This is a genomic window from Burkholderia sp. HAN2018, assembly GCF_024704855.1.
In the GTDB taxonomy this organism is placed as follows: Bacteria; Pseudomonadota; Gammaproteobacteria; order Burkholderiales; family Burkholderiaceae; genus Burkholderia; species Burkholderia cepacia.
Map to the genome: position 1 here is coordinate 44,038 of NZ_QOBB01000019.1, position 17,250 is coordinate 61,287.

At 65.7% G+C, this 17,250-nt stretch carries 16 protein-coding genes; 7 read left to right on the forward strand and 9 right to left on the reverse strand.

Features of this window, described 5'->3' with window-relative positions; genetic code table 11:
* Positions 1-466 precede the first annotated feature (466 nt).
* The 5 genes from cblB to DPV74_RS07080 all read left to right on the forward strand — a co-directional run bounded on the left by cblB (position 467) and on the right by DPV74_RS07080 (position 8,021).
* A complete protein-coding gene (cblB, locus tag DPV74_RS07060) occupies positions 467-1,288 on the forward strand; it encodes a cable pilus chaperone CblB (RefSeq protein ID WP_119336847.1) in 822 nt (273 codons plus the stop codon).
* Between the two features lie 3 nt (positions 1,289-1,291).
* Positions 1,292-1,792 carry a cable pilus major pilin CblA gene (cblA, locus tag DPV74_RS07065; protein WP_059693141.1) on the forward strand — a complete coding sequence of 167 codons (501 nt, stop codon included), beginning with the start codon at positions 1,292-1,294 and terminating at the stop codon, positions 1,790-1,792.
* 84 nt (positions 1,793-1,876) lie between these two features.
* Positions 1,877-4,579, forward strand: coding sequence for a cable pilus usher protein CblC (gene cblC, locus DPV74_RS07070; protein ID WP_119336848.1), 2,703 nt, complete (start codon positions 1,877-1,879; stop codon positions 4,577-4,579).
* A gap of 66 nt (positions 4,580-4,645) precedes the next feature.
* The gene (locus DPV74_RS07075) at positions 4,646-5,812 is read left to right on the forward strand and encodes a CfaE/CblD family pilus tip adhesin (RefSeq protein ID WP_119336849.1); all 1,167 of its coding nucleotides are present in this window, start codon (positions 4,646-4,648) and stop codon (positions 5,810-5,812) included.
* 55 nt (positions 5,813-5,867) lie between these two features.
* Complete coding sequence (locus tag DPV74_RS07080) at positions 5,868-8,021, forward strand: ATP-binding protein (RefSeq protein ID WP_119336850.1); 2,154 nt, start codon at positions 5,868-5,870, stop codon at positions 8,019-8,021.
* Positions 8,022-8,074: 53 nt separating this feature from the next.
* Here DPV74_RS07080 and DPV74_RS07085 read toward each other — a convergent pair whose 3' ends face one another.
* Positions 8,075-10,609, reverse strand: a complete 2,535-nt coding sequence (locus DPV74_RS07085; protein WP_119336851.1) for an ATP-binding protein — start codon at positions 10,607-10,609, stop codon at positions 8,075-8,077.
* Positions 10,610-11,004: 395 nt separating this feature from the next.
* Here DPV74_RS07085 and cblR point away from each other — a divergent pair, with 395 nt between their 5' ends.
* Positions 11,005-11,718, forward strand: a complete 714-nt coding sequence (gene cblR / locus DPV74_RS07090) for a cable pilus system response regulator transcription factor CblR (RefSeq protein WP_059693132.1) — start codon at positions 11,005-11,007, stop codon at positions 11,716-11,718.
* A gap of 291 nt (positions 11,719-12,009) precedes the next feature.
* Complete coding sequence (locus DPV74_RS07095; protein ID WP_059693130.1) at positions 12,010-12,438, forward strand: PRC-barrel domain-containing protein; 429 nt, start codon at positions 12,010-12,012, stop codon at positions 12,436-12,438.
* A gap of 219 nt (positions 12,439-12,657) precedes the next feature.
* On the opposite strand, the gene dapF is transcribed toward DPV74_RS07095, so the two are convergent.
* From dapF to DPV74_RS07135, 8 genes are all read right to left on the reverse strand, one after another.
* On the reverse strand, positions 12,658-13,488 hold the full coding sequence (gene dapF / locus DPV74_RS07100) for a diaminopimelate epimerase (RefSeq protein ID WP_059693128.1): 831 nt from the start codon (positions 13,486-13,488) through the stop codon (positions 12,658-12,660).
* A gap of 331 nt (positions 13,489-13,819) precedes the next feature.
* Positions 13,820-14,188: a hypothetical protein gene (locus DPV74_RS07105; protein WP_162922975.1), complete on the reverse strand. Its 369-nt coding sequence runs from the start codon at positions 14,186-14,188 to the stop codon at positions 13,820-13,822.
* Positions 14,189-14,258: 70 nt separating this feature from the next.
* Entirely contained in the window at positions 14,259-14,810 is a 552-nt protein-coding gene (locus tag DPV74_RS07110; RefSeq protein WP_060372919.1) for a cytochrome b, read from the reverse strand.
* Between the two features lie 162 nt (positions 14,811-14,972).
* On the reverse strand, positions 14,973-15,656 hold the full coding sequence (locus tag DPV74_RS07115) for a response regulator transcription factor (protein ID WP_027790286.1): 684 nt from the start codon (positions 15,654-15,656) through the stop codon (positions 14,973-14,975).
* A gap of 13 nt (positions 15,657-15,669) precedes the next feature.
* Positions 15,670-16,203, reverse strand: a complete 534-nt coding sequence (locus DPV74_RS07120) for a type II secretion system protein (RefSeq protein ID WP_027790287.1) — start codon at positions 16,201-16,203, stop codon at positions 15,670-15,672.
* Positions 16,190-16,585 carry a type II secretion system protein gene (locus DPV74_RS07125; protein ID WP_027790288.1) on the reverse strand — a complete coding sequence of 132 codons (396 nt, stop codon included), beginning with the start codon at positions 16,583-16,585 and terminating at the stop codon, positions 16,190-16,192. The genes DPV74_RS07120 and DPV74_RS07125 overlap by 14 nt, the downstream gene beginning before the upstream one ends.
* Complete coding sequence (locus tag DPV74_RS07130) at positions 16,560-17,048, reverse strand: type II secretion system protein (protein WP_119336853.1); 489 nt, start codon at positions 17,046-17,048, stop codon at positions 16,560-16,562. The genes DPV74_RS07125 and DPV74_RS07130 overlap by 26 nt, the downstream gene beginning before the upstream one ends.
* Positions 17,045-17,250, reverse strand: a 206-nt coding sequence (locus DPV74_RS07135) for a hypothetical protein (RefSeq protein WP_205571895.1), incomplete at its 5' end; no start/stop codon positions are given. The genes DPV74_RS07135 and DPV74_RS07130, both read right to left, overlap by 4 nt.

Sequence of the window (17,250 nt, forward strand, 5' to 3'; positions counted from 1 at the left end):
GCAGGCCATCACGTTCCATCTCACTATGCGGATCGCGGGTAGTTAGGCCTTTATAGGCGAATTAGCCCTGTCGATTGGTGCAGAAGCATCAAATTTAGGACGAATCCTATATTCCGTGCCCCCCTGATTAGTCAGAATCCTAATCAAGCAATGCGTTGGGATAGCCGGGGTGCTTGACATGGCACCTCATACGCAAACGCGCTGGAGATTTCGCGGTCGCCGGAAAGATCGGGCTGCCGCTTCCATCCCAAGTCGACGAAGGGCTCCGTGACTCGTGCCGCGTTCGTCGCCGACGACTCGGCGGCTCGGGTGTCACGCCGGCCCGTATCCGCGGTGGAAACGACTGGCTGAGCCATGTCAGGCATGTCGCAAGTCATTGGGAAGCCGCCTGGAATTTGCGTCGAGCGACGCGTGATGGCTCGCTAATGCGTGGAATAGCGCGAAATTGATTCCGTGTAGATAAGGTATGCAAATTATTTTAAACGAGAGATACCACCCGTATCGGGTGTTGCTTGTCGCAATTGCCATGTCGCTTGCTTCATCGGTCGCCAGCGCAAACATGCTGGTCTATCCCATGGCGGCATCGATCGGGGGCGGCAAGGAGTCGGCCGCGGAGCTGCGCATCTATTCGAAGTCCGATGCGACGCAGTACGTGAAGGCGATCGCGAAGCGCGTGATCGATCCGGCGACGGATCACGAGCGCGAGGAGGCCAGCATGAATTCCGGTGACGACGCGATCGTGATCTCGCCGGCCAGGTTCGCGTTGCCGGCCGGCGGCACGCGGCTCCTGAGGGTGATTCCGCTGGGCGTGCCGAAGAAGGAGGTGCTGTATCGCGTCTACCTGCAGCCGGTGGCGGCGCCGTCCGACGACGATTCCGCGGCGACCGGCGATGTGTCCGGCAAGGTCGACTTCAGCCTCGTCTGGGCGCCGCTCATTCGTGTGCTGCCGAAAACGCCGGTGCCCGATTTCGACGTGTCGCATGGCGTGCTGGCCAATACCGGCAACGTGCGGATCGGTTTGCTCGAGGCCGGCGCGTGCCGGTCCGAGAAGGACGATGCTTCGTGCCAATGGACGAAATTCGACCGCAGTGTCTATCCGGGCCAGCACTTCAGGCTGGAGGGGCTGCATTCCGCACCTTATGTGCGAATCCGATATCGAGTGGGGGGAATGGCAGGTGTACAGCAGAAGGTTGTGCGCACGCATTCCGTCGACGCGATGAACGCGCCGAGCGCGAATAACGAGACCCTGTCGGGTCATACCATTGTTTCAACCAACCAGAAGGACTAACCCATGCTGAAATACGTTCCGATCGCTGCCGCCGCCCTGATGTCGATGTCGGCTCACGCCGTGCAGAAGGACATCACCGTCACCGCCAACGTCGACACGACGCTCGAGATGCTGTCGGCGGACGGGTCGGCGCTGCCGACGACCATGCAGATGCAGTATCTGCCGGGCTCGGGTCTCCAGGCGGCTGAAATGAACACGAAGATCTTCACGAACGACAAGGCGAAGGATCTGCAGATCCGCCTCGCGGCCGAGCCGGCGCTGAAGAACCAGACGAGCCCGGGCGCCAAGGAGATTCCGCTGGCGGTCAAGCTGGGCACCACCGCGCTGAGCACCACGGCGACGACGCTGAAGGCGTCGGAGATCTTTACCGGCGAACTGGCGCAGGGCTCGAACGTGCTGCCGCTGTCGATCGGACAGAAGACGGCCGGTGCCATCACGGCTGCCGGCAGCTATCAAGGCCTCGTCAGCGTGATCGTCACGCAGAGCGCGGCATCGGGTAGCTAAGCTCCTGCACGGTATCGACGGGCGCGCCTGAACGGCGCGCCCTGTTTTTTGTAGCACTCCTTTGGAAATCTTCCTTATTCCCGCATGATTCCATTCGACCTCAAGAAGACCGTTGTCGCATGCCTGGGCGCTATCTGTGTGATGGACATCGTGTCCGTCGCACACGCCGCTTCGGTTGTGCCGCCTGGGTTCGAGGACATCGTGACGGGGCAGGACGAGCGCATCAACGTCAACTTTCTGGGCAAGCCGCTCGGCTTGTTCCGCGTGTTCGTGACGCCGGATGCGGTGCGTTTCGAGGATTCCGCCCGCCTGTTGCAGGCGCTCGGCTCGCAGCTGAACCCGGCGACGGACGTGTCGACGATCGGCGACGCGCTGTCGAAGTCGATGGCGCGCAACGGCAACCTCGCCTGCGCGGGGCCGGCGGGCGTGAACGGCTGCGGGTATGTCGACACCGACAGCGCGGCCGTGATCTACGACGAAAGCGAAGGCAACATCGAGCTGTTCCTGTCGCGCGACTGGGTGAGCGTCGAAGAGCGCGACCAGCGGTTTCGCGAGCCGTCTCCGATGACGGAAAACGCGCTGATCCATCAGCAGACGATCAACCTGTCGGGCGGGCGCGGCTACGAGAGCCTGTCCGTGTCGGGCACGGGGGCGCTCGGCATCACGCCGAAGAGTTTCATCGGCGGGAACTGGAACTTCACCCATACGGGCTATTCGAGAGGATCGGACAGCCACGTCCAGCTTCAGGATCTCTACTACCGCCACGATCTCGGCACCGAGCATTACGCGCAGGCCGGCCGGATGGACAACCGCAACCTCGCGAGTGCGCTCGGCGGCAACTTCGGGTTCACGATGCTGCCGGTCGGCACGCTCGACGGCATGCGTGTCGGCACGACGCTGGCCTACGTGAACCCGGAAGTTGCGCAGCAGGGCACGCCGGTCACGCTGCTGTTGCCGCGTGATTCGCGTATCGACGCGTACCGCGGGAAGGAGCTGCTGGGCACGTCTTACATGAAGGCCGGCGTCAATGCGCTCGATACGTCTCGCTTTCCGGAAGGCACGTATCCGCTGACGCTGCGCGTGTTCGAGAACGGCGTGCAGGTGCGCACGCAGACAACGCCGTTCACGAAGACGGGCGGCGGTGTCGATTCGCGCACACGACAATGGTTCGCGCAGGCCGGCCGCCCGTCCGACCGGGACGCGCCGGACGGCATGGCAGCGGCAGCCGGCGTGCGGATTCCGCTGTCGCGCGAAATGGCGCTGACAAGCGGCGTCGCGAGCGTCGGCCGGCACGTGTACAACGAGACGGCGCTGGAGTGGCGCCATGCATTTCCGCTGGGCGTGCTCTCCGCCGGCGGTTCGTTCTTCTTCGGGAACGACGGTTCGCGCGGCAACACCCAGCAGATTTCGTTCGCCGACGGCGTGTCGTGGAGTGTGTACCGCTACCAGATGCGCGGCGCGGCGTGCAACGGCCCGGCCGTGTCGTATCGCGACATCGGTTGCTACGACATGCTGAACGTGACCGTGTCGTTTCCGATGGGAAACTGGTCGGCGATGCTTGGCTACACGTACAACAAGAGCGTCGGGCGGTCGCAGGACTGGCAGCCGGACACGCCGGATCGTCCGTGGGCGACACCCGTCTTTCGCCAGGGCGACCAGGTGTCGCGTGCGCTTCAGGCATCGCTATCGCGATCCTTCACATGGCGCAAGGTCAGCACGAACCTGCGCGTCGGCGCGTACGCGAATCGCAGCACAGGTGCCCGCAGCGAGTATGGCGGTTACGTCGGCGTGACGCTGTCGATGGCCGAACCCGCGAGGCAGCTCGGGCGCGCGTCCGCTTACACGTCGGCGGGCGTCGACGTTCGAACGGATCGCAACAGCACGACGACGAACTACACGCTCGACCGCAACTGGAACTGGCAGGGCGACACCTACCGGGAAGTCGCGATCGGCGTGTCGGGCTATGGCACCGAGAGCCTGACCGGTACGGTCCAGGGCCGCTGGAAGGGGCGCTACGGCGACGTCGCCGCGTCGGTCGCGAACAGCTACAGCCGCGACAGCGGCGGCAACAATCCATCGGTGACGGCGAGCTATTCGTCGTCGTTCGCGGTGGCGCGGCAGGGCGTGTTCCTCGGCGCATCCGCGTCGCAGTCGGATCCGCTCGCGGGGTTCGCCGTGCGGGTCGGCAAGCGCGACGATGCGAGCGGCATGGCGGCCGAGGTGCGCAGCGATTCGAGCGCGCGGATCAAGGTGGGGTTCGGGCAGCGCGCGCTGCTGCCGGTGTCTGCCTTCACGCCCGTGACGACCGAAGTGAACGACGCGGGCGCGCAGGCGTCCGCGGGCGCGACGAGCGTGACCGAGGGGCTCGGCAAGCGCACGCTGTTCATGGTGCCGGGGCAGCTCGCGTTGCGCAAAGTCGAAGCGAAGGTGACGTACACCTATGTCGGCCAGGCATTCTCGAAGGGCGGCATGCCGCTGTCGGACAGTGTGATCCTCAATGGCGCGATGCCGCTGATCGACAACGAAGGCGGCTTTATTGCCGAGCTTGATCATAAGGAAAACGAGCTGTTCGTTGTGGATGGTCCGACGCTGATGCGTTGCCCGCTGCACGTGAAGCAGCAGCAGGACGTGCTGATGATGGTGGGCAAGGTGCGCTGCGAAGTGGCCGGACCCGATGCGCTGCCGGCGTCGCTGCGCAAGCAGGCTCGCGTGCGCAAGCTGCTGGAGCATCGCTACGTGATGTCGATGCGGGCGCAGGCATTGGACGTAATCAACGCGGCGCAATGACGCGCACGCACGGATGCCGCGCGGCGCGACCCGCGATTTCGAGTACACAAGGAAGCAGTCATTCAAATGATTCAGATCAGTCGAATTCGCTGTCGGGCAATCGTCCTGGCGGTCGCGTCGAGCGCGATCGCGTTCGATGCATCGGCGGCCTCCCAGCAGCCGGCCAACCGCAACGATACTGTGGAAGCCACGCTGGATCGTGGCGCGCCGACGGGGGACGTCGTGGTATTCAACTACGCGTCGGGCGGCTATGACACGACGGATTTCAAGCGATGGGGGCGGAATTCGTGGACGTGCGAATCGGACACCGCCACGGCGACAGGTGCGTGTCCGAAAGAACCGGTCTGGATCGCGGCGGGCAGTTCGACCACGATCCGGCTTACGTTCAAGGAGGAAAAGACGGGCGCCACGGCCGTGCTGGAGCTTCAAGGAGAAAGTGCATACAGTCGCCACCGCGATTGCAACGGCAACGCCATATCGGAAGGCTTGTCGGCCGGGCGAACGCCAATCGAGATGGCGCAATCCGCTACCGTGGCAAATTGCCCAGCCATAGGCTGGGATGGGCGAAATGTTTTCGTCAAGATCCCCGTCGCGGAGCTGAAGAAGCTCCCGTCGGGCGGAACCTGGAAGGCGAACCTGAAGCTGAACCTGAGGCAATGGGACGTCGGCGGAATCAACCCGAAGATCGCCACTTTCGTGGCGTCAATCAAGCTGGACGTCACCGACAAGAACAACATCCAGGTTTATCTGCCGGAGTTCACGAGCGCGACGCCCACGGTCGACCTCAAGCTGCGCAAGCTGCCGAACGGCAGCCGAATGTCGGGCACGTCGAACGTCGATATGTGCCTGTACGACGGCTACAACTCGCAGAGCACGTGGTTCGACGTGTCGGCGAGCGACGGTTTGACGGTCGACCGTCGCGACAAGGGCCAGTATTCCGTGCTGCTCGCGTCGGACAAGAGCGGTGCGTACGAATCGCGTATCGACTACAACGTGAGCCTGACGTACGCAGGCAAGAACATCGTGCTGCCGAACAACGAGACGGTGCGGCTCCAGGGCGTGAACAACAGCGCCGGTCGCTCGGTATCGCTGCCGGGCATTTCGGTGCCGGTCGTCTGCACGCCGACGCCACTGACACTCGAGACACCGGAATTCCAGTCGGCCTGGAAGCGTCCGGGCAAGTACACCAACAAGCTGACGATCACGTTTACGCCGTCGTCAGCCAGTCTCTAGCGCGTTCGGCGCCCGTGAAGCGGCGCCGAGCGCCTTTACCCCAAACGAATCGATCATGGAAGCAAGGTTCTCCGCGCATCGCCCGGTGTGGCGCATGCTTCGCCACGTATTGACGACGATGCTGCTGACCTTCTCGGTCGGCACGGGCGCCGCGACCGCCTGCTGGAAGCCGATCTTTACTGAAGAGGAGCTGCGCTGGATCGGCGACCACCCGGTCGTCCATATCGCGGTCGAGGCGAACTGGCACCCGATCGAGTACATGCGCAACGGCAGACACGCAGGTCTTGTCGCAGGCTATCTGAGCGCAATCTCGAAGATGACCGGACTCGCGTTCCAGACCGTGCCGGGCACCGAATGGGGACACGCGTACAAGGCGCTCGCGTCAGGCAAGGTCGATTTGCTGCCGGGTGTCTGGCGCGAGCTGGTTCCGGACCGCATCGGCGCCGGTGCGCTGGTCAGCGCGCCGTACCTGGTCGGCCGGCTTACCGTCGTGACGCGCAACGATTCCGCGATGATCTTTGGTCTGCAACGGCTGAAGGGGCGGCGCATCGCGATCAAGGGGCACGGTGCGGTCGAGTACTTCGTCCGCCACAGTGGCGTGCCGCTCCATGTGCTCACGTTCGACACCGAGGAACTGGCGCTTGGCGCGGTCGCCAACGGCGAAGCCGATGCCGCGCTCGGCATCGACGTCACGATCCTGCCGATCGTGCGGCGGCAATTCACCGGGCAGCTTTACATGTCCGGCATGCTGGCCGACCGCCCGGTGTCGCTCGCGATGCTCTCGCGCGCCGACCTGCCGGTGCTCGCGTCGATCATCGACAAGTCGCTCGCGGCCATTCCGGTCAGCGAGACGGCCGAGATCACGCGGGACTCGATCGAGCTGGGCGACTACGGCAAGCCGACGATCCGCTCGATCGTGCATTATCGTGCGCCGGTGGTGCTGGCCATCGCCTTGACGTTGCTGACGTTCGCGGTGCTCGCCTACCTGATGTGGAAATCCCGTGCGGCGGCCATTCGCAGCAAGCGCGACAAGGCGATGTTCCTGGCTTTCGTCAGTCACGAAATCCGCACGCCGATGCAGACGGTCCTGTCGTCGCTCGAATTCCTGCAGCGCTCGCGGCTTCCCGTGCTGCAGGCCGGTCGCGTGGAGGCGGCCGCATCGGCATCCGAAACGCTGCTGACGCTGCTCGACGACATCCTCGAATATTCGCGCCTCGAATCGCGCAAGGTGACGCTGGCTCCGCAAACGACCGAGCTCGAGGCGTGGGCTCATCAAACCGTCGACATGGTGCGCTGGCGTGCGGAGCGAAAGGCGCTGGCGCTGAGGCTCGAGATTTCGGGGGCGCCGTCGTTGCACGTCCTGATCGATCCGGTTCGCGTGCGCCAGATTGCGCTGAATCTGCTCGTCAATGCGATCAATTTCACGGCGGCCGGCGCCGTTACGCTGCGCGTCCGCTATCTGGCGGCCCGCCACGGGCGCAACGGCGTGTTGCACCTCGAAGTGCGCGACACCGGCATCGGTATCGCGCCCGAACGATTCGGGCGGGTCTTCGACACCTACTGGCAAGCCGATCGTGCGCCGCAACAGGGCATCGGCGGCAGCGGGCTCGGGCTCGCGATCTGCCGGGAACTCGTCGAGTTGATGCACGGCTCGATCGCGGTCGAAAGCACGCCGCACGTCGAAACGGTATTCACGGTGCAATTGCCGGCGACGGCAGTGGACGGCGTGCCGTCGACACCGGCCGCCGCGGCGCCGCCGACACTGGCCGACGCAGCGGCAGCGCCGATGCATCGCGGCGCACCGCGTGTCCTGATCGTCGACGATCACGAAGCCGTGCGGGCCGCGCTGCAGGATCAATGCGACGCGCTCGGCTGTGTCGGCATCGTCGCCGGCGCGGGCGACGATGCGTTGCGGCATCTCGCGCAGGGCCGGATCGACATGGTGCTGCTCGATTGCAATCTGCCCGACATCGACGGTTATGCACTCGCGCGAATGATTCGTCAGGAGGAAACCGCGCGAAAGGCCACGCATGTTCCGATCATTGCGATTTCGGCGGAGTCCGGCGATGCGCACAAGGCGCGTTGCCTGGAAAGCGGCATGGACGGCGTGCTGGGCAAGCCGCTGCGGCTCGAAACGCTCCGGCAGGCGATCGCGACCTGGTGTCCGGCCGATGCGGATGGCGCACCGGTTGCGTCGACCGCGCCATAGGGCCGCGACGCGCGCCGGCAGCCGGGGCCCGGGTTTCCGGCCACGCGGGCCATCTATGTTTCTGCGTTGCCCGAATCGTGCCCGCGGGCGTCCGATCCGGCCATGTCGGCGCGATGCAGGCGCAACAGTTCGTCGCCGAGCGCCCGGATGCCTGGCGGCATGGGGCCGGATGCGAACTGCAGCCGGCGCTCGAGTTCGGCTGCCAGTTCGCTCGTCGCCGCATGGCCGGCAACGGCCGCGGCACCCTTGATGCGGTGCGACGCATGACGGGCGCGATCGGCATCGTCATTCGACAGCGCATCGCCGAGCACCGCCAGATCCGCATCGACGCTTTGCCGATAGATCGCCCGGAAATCGGCTTGTGCCGACCGCGTGTCCTGCGCCGGTGGCGCGATTTCGTCCGCCGTGCCGGCCGGACACCACAGGTCGATCATCTGGCGCAGCGCATCGAGCCGCAGCGGCTTGCCCAGCACGCCGTCCATGCCGCTGTCGAAGCACCGCTCGCGATGCGCGTCGCCGGTCGACGCCGAGATCGCGATGATGGGCGTGCGCGCCCGTTCTAGCAGGCGTTCGCTGTCGCGCATGCGTCGCACGACCGTATAGCCGTCGATGTCGGGCAGGTCGCAATCGAGCAGCACCATGTCGAATGCCGTGCGCTCGAACTGCGCGAGGGCCTGCTCGCCGGTGCAGGCAACCGCCGAGCGGCACGCGAGCGCGTCGAGTTGATGTTCGATCGCATGTTGAACCGCTTCGTGATCGTCGACGACGAGAATCATCGGGCCGCTCCCGGCCGGCTGCCGCGTGTCGGCTTCGACTGGCGCCAGTCCGTGTGCCGGCGGCGACGGGTCGGACGTCGTCTTCTGTGCCCCGGTCGTGTCGGACGCCTGAATGTGAGCGATGCGCCGTGCCGGCACGATCACCGTGAAGATGGTGCCCTTGTCGGGGCTGCTGCTGACGGTAATCACGCCTTTCATCAGGTCGACCAGTTCGCGACAGATCGACAGTCCCAATCCGCTGCCGCCGACGCGACGGTTACCCGAATGCTCGACGCGCTGGTAGGGCTCGAAGATGCGGCGCTGGCGTTCGGGCGGAATGCCGATGCCGGTATCGCGGACCTCGATCACGAGCGAGCCGGCATGGTCCGGCTTGCCGCCGAGATAGTCGACGCGCAGCGCAACCGAACCGGCCGACGTGAACTTGATCGCATTGACGAGCAGGTTCAGCACGATCTGCCGCGTGCGCACCGGGTCGATCAGCACGCACAGCCCGGGCGGGCACGCGAGTTCGAGCGCCAGGCTCAGCTTCTTTTCGTCGATTCGCCAGCGCACCATGTCGGCGCTGCGCCGCACCCAGGGCTCGACATGCGTGGGCTCGGGCGCGAGCGTCACGTTGTGCGATTCGAGGCGCGAGTATTCGAGGATGTCGTCGAGCAGCGTCAGCAGCGATTCCGATGCGGCCATCGCCGCGTCCGCGCGACCGGCCTGCTTCGGCGGCAGCGCCGAGCGTTGCAGCAATTCCAGCGACGACAGGATCGTATGCATCGGCGTGCGGATCTCGTGGCTGATGAAGGCGAAGAACATTGCCTTGTCGCGCTCGCTGCGCACGGCCGCGACGCGCGAGCGCCAGGAAACGAATGCGATTGCGGCCAGCGCGAGCAGGCCGGCTCCGGCCGCGGTGACCTGCCAGCGCCGGTAGTAAAGGATCGAGTGCAGCGACGGCTTGCCATAGTCGGCCGATTCGATCCATTGACGTGCGATGTACTCGGCGTCGCGCGCCGGGATCGCCGCGAGCGACTTGTCGAGAATCGAGGCGAGCACCGGCATGTCGGGGCGCGTGGCGATCGCGAGCGCATACGGGCTGTCCGGCAGGCCGCCCGTTACGAACAGCTTGTCGCGGTATTGCCGCTGCAGCAGCGGCAGGATGGACATGTCGGGGCCGATGGCGACGTCCGCGTCACCGTGGGAGACGGCCTCGAGCGCGTCGCGTTCGTCGTCGTAGGTCAGCAGGGTTACGGGGATGTCGCCATGGCGGATCGCGATTTCCAGTGCGCCCCCGCCCTTGATCGCGACACGCCGGCCGGCGAGATTGCGGGAGTCGACGAACAGGTTCTGGCGTTCGGACGCAATGACGAAAACGGTGCCGACGAAATAGGGGCGGCTGACGATGAGGTCGCTGCGGAGCAATGTGGCGCCGCCGCCCGCCGTCGCACCGGAGGCGGTGCCGGGGCCAGGCATTTGAAGTGCATCGGACGCGCCGCGCCAGGTCACGTCGGGAACGACGTCGATCCGGCCGGAGCGCAATGCGTCCATCGAGTCGCGCCAAGTGACGTCGTCGACATACTCGAAGCGCAACCCGCTGATCCGCGCGATGGCGTCGAGAAACGACGGCACCACGCCGACGACCTTGCCGTTTTCACGAAATTCGAACGGACGCCACCTCGAATCGACGCGGGTGCGCACCACCGGATGCGCGGCGATCCAGGCCTTTTCCTCCGCCGTAAACCGCGGCGCATCGGCCGCGTCTCCGGGCGCCGGCAGCAACCCGATCATCATGCCGATCAGGACGGCGCAACCCTTCAAACTCACCATGCTCACGTCCTTTCCTCGCTTGCGTTATCGTTCGGGTTGCAACCGAACCGGCCGCGATACCGGCGTGGCCGCGGCGGCGCCGGCCCGCTCCGGCGTCGTGGTTCCCGTCCATCGCGGCGCGCGGCGGCCGGGTCCGCATCGGTCGCCCCGACGAACCCGGGAGCCGCCGAAAAACGGGCTCGCCATCATAGGTCGCGCGCCAGGGAAGCGCAACGCCGCCCTGCGGCGGGGGACCAGGCCGAAAAGCCTCGGCCCCGTTTAGCCGACAGGGTTAAAAATTAGCCGGAAAGCCGGTAAGCTAACTCCAATAACCGATGACATCGATGGCCGCTTGCGACGACAAGCAGTAACGCACAGCCGGCTACGGTCGTACCGAAATAAAGAAAGGGTTAGCAATGAGGCCAAAGCACCAGCCGATCCGGGTCGTGATCCTGGACGACCACGCCGTCGTCCAGCACGGGATCGCCAGTTACCTGACGGAGAAAACCGGCATCGAAGTGGCGGCGAGTTTCGCGAAGTCGCGCGACCTGATTCGCTGGCTCGAAGCGAATCACGCGGATGTCGTGCTGCTCGACTATACGCTCGGCCCCGGCGAGATCGACGGCCTCAATCTCGTCAAGCTCGTCAATACGCGCTTCCCGAAATGCCGGATCCTGATGACGTCGAGCAGCGATACGCCGGCGACCGTCAACATGACGATGCGCGCGGGGGCGCTCGGCTTCTTCGGCAAGAGCGAGGATCTCGGCGAGCTTGCGCATGCCATCCGTGTCGTCGCGGGCGGCCGTTCGTACATCAGCGCCGAACTGGCCGCCCGGATGGAATCGAGCGCGACGCCCGACCCGCGCATGGCCGACACGAAGGCGGCGGGCGACGGCACGCTGCCGCCCGAATCGGCATCGTCTGCCGAGCTGCGCCTCAGCCCGCGCGAGCACGAGGTGCTGCGCTGCTTTCTCGCCGGCATGTCCGTATCCGACATCGCGTCGAAGTTCTCCCGCAGCCCCAAGACGATCAGCGCGCAGAAGCAATCGGCGTTTCGCAAGCTCGGCATTCGTAGTGATGCCGAACTTTTCGCATCCCGCAAGCTGATCGAGGAAAGCCGGACGGTTTGATCGACAGGCCGCCGCCGCGCGGCATCGAATATCCGCGCGTTCGTTGATCTCGGTCCGGATCGCCCCACCTGCCACGTTGCACCCCGAACGCATGATCCGTCGAATGCGGCTAACATGAACGTCGTGTTGCACGCTGCGGCCCGGCCATGCCGGTCCGTCATGCACGCACGCAGTGGCGGTGCGGCCGGCCGCCACGCCACCGACGAAGCGCGGGGTGCTCACCGATCGGCCGTTGCGCCTGCCTCGCTTCGCCCCCGGAATCAACAACAACCGAACCGGAGTGCAATACACATGAAGTTCTACAAGACCCTCATCGCAGCAACCGTCCTCGCCTCGAGCGTCAGCGCGCACGCGCAGATCGCGGGTGCGCAGCCGATCAGCGTCACAGTCGAGCAATCGCAGGCGCTGCTCGAAGGCTGGAGCGTGAAGAAGAGCGTGCTCGGCAAGGCCGTCTACAACGACGACAACCAGAAGGTCGGCACCGTGCGCGACCTGATCGTCGCGCCGGACGGCTCGGTGTCCGCGGCGATCGTGTCGGCCGGCGGCTTCCTCGGCGTGGCCGCGCACGACGTCGCGGTGCCGATCGCGTCGCTCGACGTGCGCAAGGGCAACATCTACCTGCCGGGCGCGACGAAGGAAGCGCTGAAGGCGACGCCTGCGTTCCAGTACGCGAAGGTGCCGTCGCCGCCGAAGCCGAAGAAGGTCGACGAAAAGCACTGATCGTCGATTCGATGTATCGCAGCCCGGCGCGCACCGCGCCGGGTCCGGCGACCGCCGTTCGTCGATGACCATGCGAGTCGGCGCAAGTCGGCGGGGGCTCGGCCTCGCATCATGGCTCCGGGCGAATTGCCCCGACGATCGATGCCGATGCGGCTGCGCATCGCGCGCGAACCGGCGCGGTGCGCCGCCACACGCCGTGAATGCCGCGCATGCCGGCGATCAGATCGCCGGCTTCTCTTCGTCCACCCACACCCCGTCGAACCCGAACGAAACCGGCCCGCTCAGGAGCACGCTGCCGGCGCCGTCCCATCGAACGGTGACGTCGCCGCCGTCGCAGGTCACCCGCACCGTATCGTCGAGCAGCCCGCGCCGGATGCCGTTGACGACCGCACCGCACGAACACGATCCCGAACCGAGCGGCACGCCGCCGCCGCGCTCCCAGATGCGCAGGCGAATATGCGTGCGATCGATGACCTGAACGAAATGCACGTTGGTTTTCTGCGGAAACAGCGGATGCGTTTCGATGGCGGGGCCGAGCGCCGCGACGTCGATCGTGTGGAGGTCGTCGACGAAGAACGTGCAATGCGGGTTGCCCATGTTGCAGGCGGCCGGCGCGCCGGGCAGCGGCAGCGCGAGGGTGTCGAGCGCGTCGGCGACCGGCACGTCCCGCCAGCCGGTGAGCGGCGTGCCCATCTCGACGGTGATCAGGCCGTTCGTCTCCCGCGAACACACGAGATAACCGCGGCGGGTCCGCAGCACGAGCGACGCCATGCCGGTTTCCCGCATCAGTTGCCGCGCGACGCCGCGCGTCGCGCTGCCGCAGGTGTCGAGCGGCGAGCCGTCGGCGTTCCAGAACGCGACGCGGGCCGCCGCGTCGTCGCAGTCCGACACGACGGCAAGCTGGTTGAAGCCGATGCCTCTGTGCCGGTCGCCCATGCGCCGCACGAGGTCGCGGTCGATACGCGGCGCGTGTTCCTGATCCTGACCGCGCAGGTCGACGATGACGAAGTCGTCGCCGTTTGCGTTCATCTTCTGAAATCCGATCGGCATGGCGATTCCGGCAGGGAGACAGGCGAACACTGTACGTGACTCGCCGTTCCCGATCAATCGCATGCCGGACCGGCGGTTTGCATGAATTTGTTCTTGTCGCTGCTGCGTCGATAGGGCGGCTGCGGGGTTTCCTTCCTTTGCGTTCCTGTCGGGCTGTATGGAGGGGTGCCGGCGATCGCCGCATCGAGGGACGGCGCCAGGATCTCGAGCGCCCATTCACACGATGGCTTTTTCGTTAAAACCGCCTCTATTCCAGGGGATTCGGTGATTTCATCCGGACGACGTGCTGGCCACCGCCACGCCGCCGAATCCCGTGCAAGCTGCCGATCAGCTATACGGGAGCAGGCAATCTCGGCATCGGCGGCGGCGGATCGGTCACCGTTCCGGACAAAGGCGACGTGTTGTCGAACGGCATCTCGCTCGGCAATTGCGCGGCCTCCGCGAAGCCGACCATCGGCTTGCGCGAAAAGGCCGCACAACCGAACGCGGACAAGACGCTGTTGTAGTTGAGCGCGCCGGCAGCCCGCGCGGTGGCGCAGGGTTTCAACCTCGTGATGACCGACGCATCGACCGGGGAGTGGATTGCCGGTGGCGATCCGATGAGTGCCGGGCAGTACCCGATGAAACGCTTGGGCAACATGGCGACGATTCCGCTGCGCGCGCAATACATCCGTAGCGGCGCCGCCGAGTTGACGTTCACGTTTCCGTGAGGGCAGCTCGATTCGCGGGCCGCGCCCTGCGAGATGGAGGGATGTCGACACAATGCGAGATCACAGCATGCGCTTCAACACATCGTTCTTCGACACGAAATGATGCTTGAGCGCGGCACCGGCATGCGCTGCCACCAGGGCCGCCAGCGTGTAGCAGGCGATCTTGTGGAGGGCGAACCAGTGCTCCGTCACCGGCCCTGCCGAGAACGGCGTCTTCACGAATACCGTCCAGAACAGCCAGTACCCTTCGGGCACCATCAGGTAGCCGCTCACGAGGACCACGGCGATGAGCGCATAGATCAGCGAATGCACCAGATGCGCGACCGCACGCTGCTTTTCCGGAATCGACTGAATTTCCGGCGGCGCCTTGCGGAAGAACGACCAGAGATACCGCAGCGGAAACAGCGCGATCAGGCAGGTCGCGAGCGACATGTTGAGCGTCGACACGAAGCCCCAGATCGCCGGTTGCGTGATGAAGTGAAGCGAGATGCCGGCAACCATCGTGTAGAGAATGATGGCCGCGAAGATCCAGTGCATCGCGCGGGAGAGCCGATCGTATCGGCGGACCTGGGGTGATCGGTGCCGCACGTGCGGCAGGGAAACGGAAGACATGATTCAACATCCTTGATCGGGTGTCGATCGGTGGATCGACATGATTTAAAGATGAGAATTATCTTGACCGTGCCGCGCGACGTAAAAGTTCATGAAGGATTTCTCAACGCGCGCGGCGCCTGCCCGTCACGGCCGCGCGGGCCGCGTTCGGCTGCGAACGGATCAGGTCCGCTCGAGCCGGTACCCGTAGTTGTAGATCGTCGTGATGACGAGCCCGTTCTTCGGCCGCAGCCCGAGACTCCTGCGCAGCTTGCTCACGTAGGTCGCCAGCGTCGCGTCGTATTTCCGGTCGACGACGCCCCATACGTGCTTGATCATCATGTCCTTCGACACGATCCGGCCGACACTCTCGAACAGCATCAGCGCGAGATCGAACTCGCGCCGGGCCAGTTCGACGGGCGCGCCGTCCACGGTGGCGACGTGCGTACCGGTGTCGAGCGCGAATTTCCCGACCTCGACGATCTTCGCCCGCTGCGTTTCCGGATAGTACTTCCGCGCCTGGGCGCTCACGCGCGCGATCAGTTCGCGTTCGCGCAGCGGCTTGACGAGATAATCGTCGGCGCCATTGTTGAGGCCGAACACGATGTCGTCCTCGCCGTCGTGCTGCGTCATCATGATGATCGGCAGCGCGTCGGCGAACGAATCGCGCGCCCAGCGCATCACGTCGATGCCCGACATGCCGGGTACGTCCCAGTCGAGCAGCAGCACGTCGACGCGCGTCGAGCGTACCAGTTCGACGAAGCTCTCGCCGTCGTGGCGGACCTCGGTTTCGTAGCCGGCCTTCTCCAGCCAGCGGGCCACGACACCCGCCTGCGTCACGATGTCTTCCAGGATTGCAACGATCATGTTGTTTCCGCTTTCAGTGTGCGGCTCCGGTTGCCGACGTGCCGGCCGCGTTTGCAGCACCGTCGCCGGGCGCCGGCGGCAGGTAAACGAAAATCCATTCGCCATACGTGTCGCGGTCGCCGAACGACTCGTACCGGACCGGGAACCCCTGGCGTTTCAGCGGCCGGCCGGCCGCTTCGCTGAACACGCCCATGATGCCGCCGTCCGGCGCCTTCACGAGCCCCCATCGGGTCGACCCGGTCAGCGGGTCGGCATACAGGCGTCGCAAATGGCGCTGGGTCGGCAAGGTCCGGCGATCCTCCAGCAACGCGTCGAGCGACTCGGGATAGCGGTTTTGCCCCGCTGCGCCGTAGTAGCGTTCGATTGCCGCGCGATACTGGTCGCCGACGAACAGCAGCTCGGCTTCGCGGTCGCGTTGCTGAACGGTGCTCCAGATGCGCGTTGCCTCGGTCATCCCGAGGCCGAGCGCCGCGACGAGCATCAGCACGCCGAGATACGCGATGCCGCGTTGGGTGCGCGGGCGTTGCCGCAGGTTACCACGTCTCATAGCTGCTTCCGTCGAGCGCGTTTCCCTTTGCGCCGCTCTTGATGTCGGCCACGCCGCCGCTGTCGCCGGCCAGAGGGCGCCACGAATTGCGCTTGCCCGTCACCGGGTCGAGCGGCACTTCGCGCAGGTAGCGATTTTCGACGAGCGCCTCGAGCGAGGCCGGGTCGCGGCCGTGGTCGGCGCGATAATCGTCGATCGACTGGCGCAGCGTATTCAGGTTGTGGCGCAGCACGGTTTCCTTCGCGCGGTCGCCCTGCTTCAGATAGCCGGGCGCGACGAACGCGGTCAGCGCCGCGATGATCGCCATGACGACGAGCAGTTCGACGAGCGTGAAGCCGGCGGTGCGACGCGCACGTCTACCATTGGTTGTACGGGACGCCATTGATGCCCTCCTTGCGGTTGGTGGAACGGATGTCGAACACGTCCTCGCCCGACGAAAAGGATGCCGGATCGCTCGCGTAACTGCGCGTTTCCCACATCTCGTCGGGCGCCTTGCCGTCGCATTCGCACATCGGATCGGCGGGAATCTTGCGCAGGAAATACAGCCGCGCGCCGTTCGGGGAAGTCTTGTCCTCGACGCCCTCGACCAGCGTGCGCAGATCCGGCGGATAGCCGCTCGCGTCGGCGCTGTGCTCGATCCGTCCTTCGCCGGCCGCCGCCTTGTAGGCATCGAGCGCCGACCGGATGACGACCAGCGCGCGGCGCAGCTCGGTTTCGTCGGCGCGGCGCCTGGCGAGATCGGTCAGCGGCAAGGCAACGGTGGCGAGCAGCGCAAGCAGCGTCAGCGCGACCATCATCTCGATCAGCGTGAAGCCGCGCGCGCGGCGGCGCCGTACGGCGCTCATGCGACGCTCCAGGGGCCGGGCAGCCGTCCGGGCGCGTCGGCGTGCAGGGTCGATCCGGGCACGGCGCCGCCGTTGACGGACGCCATGAACGACACCAGCGAGCCGATCAGCGAGCGCACCATGGCCAGCAGCCCGCGCTTTTCGGTCGCGGACGCCGCCGCGTCGGCCGGCAGGTCCGCCGCCGCGACGACGGCGGCCTCGG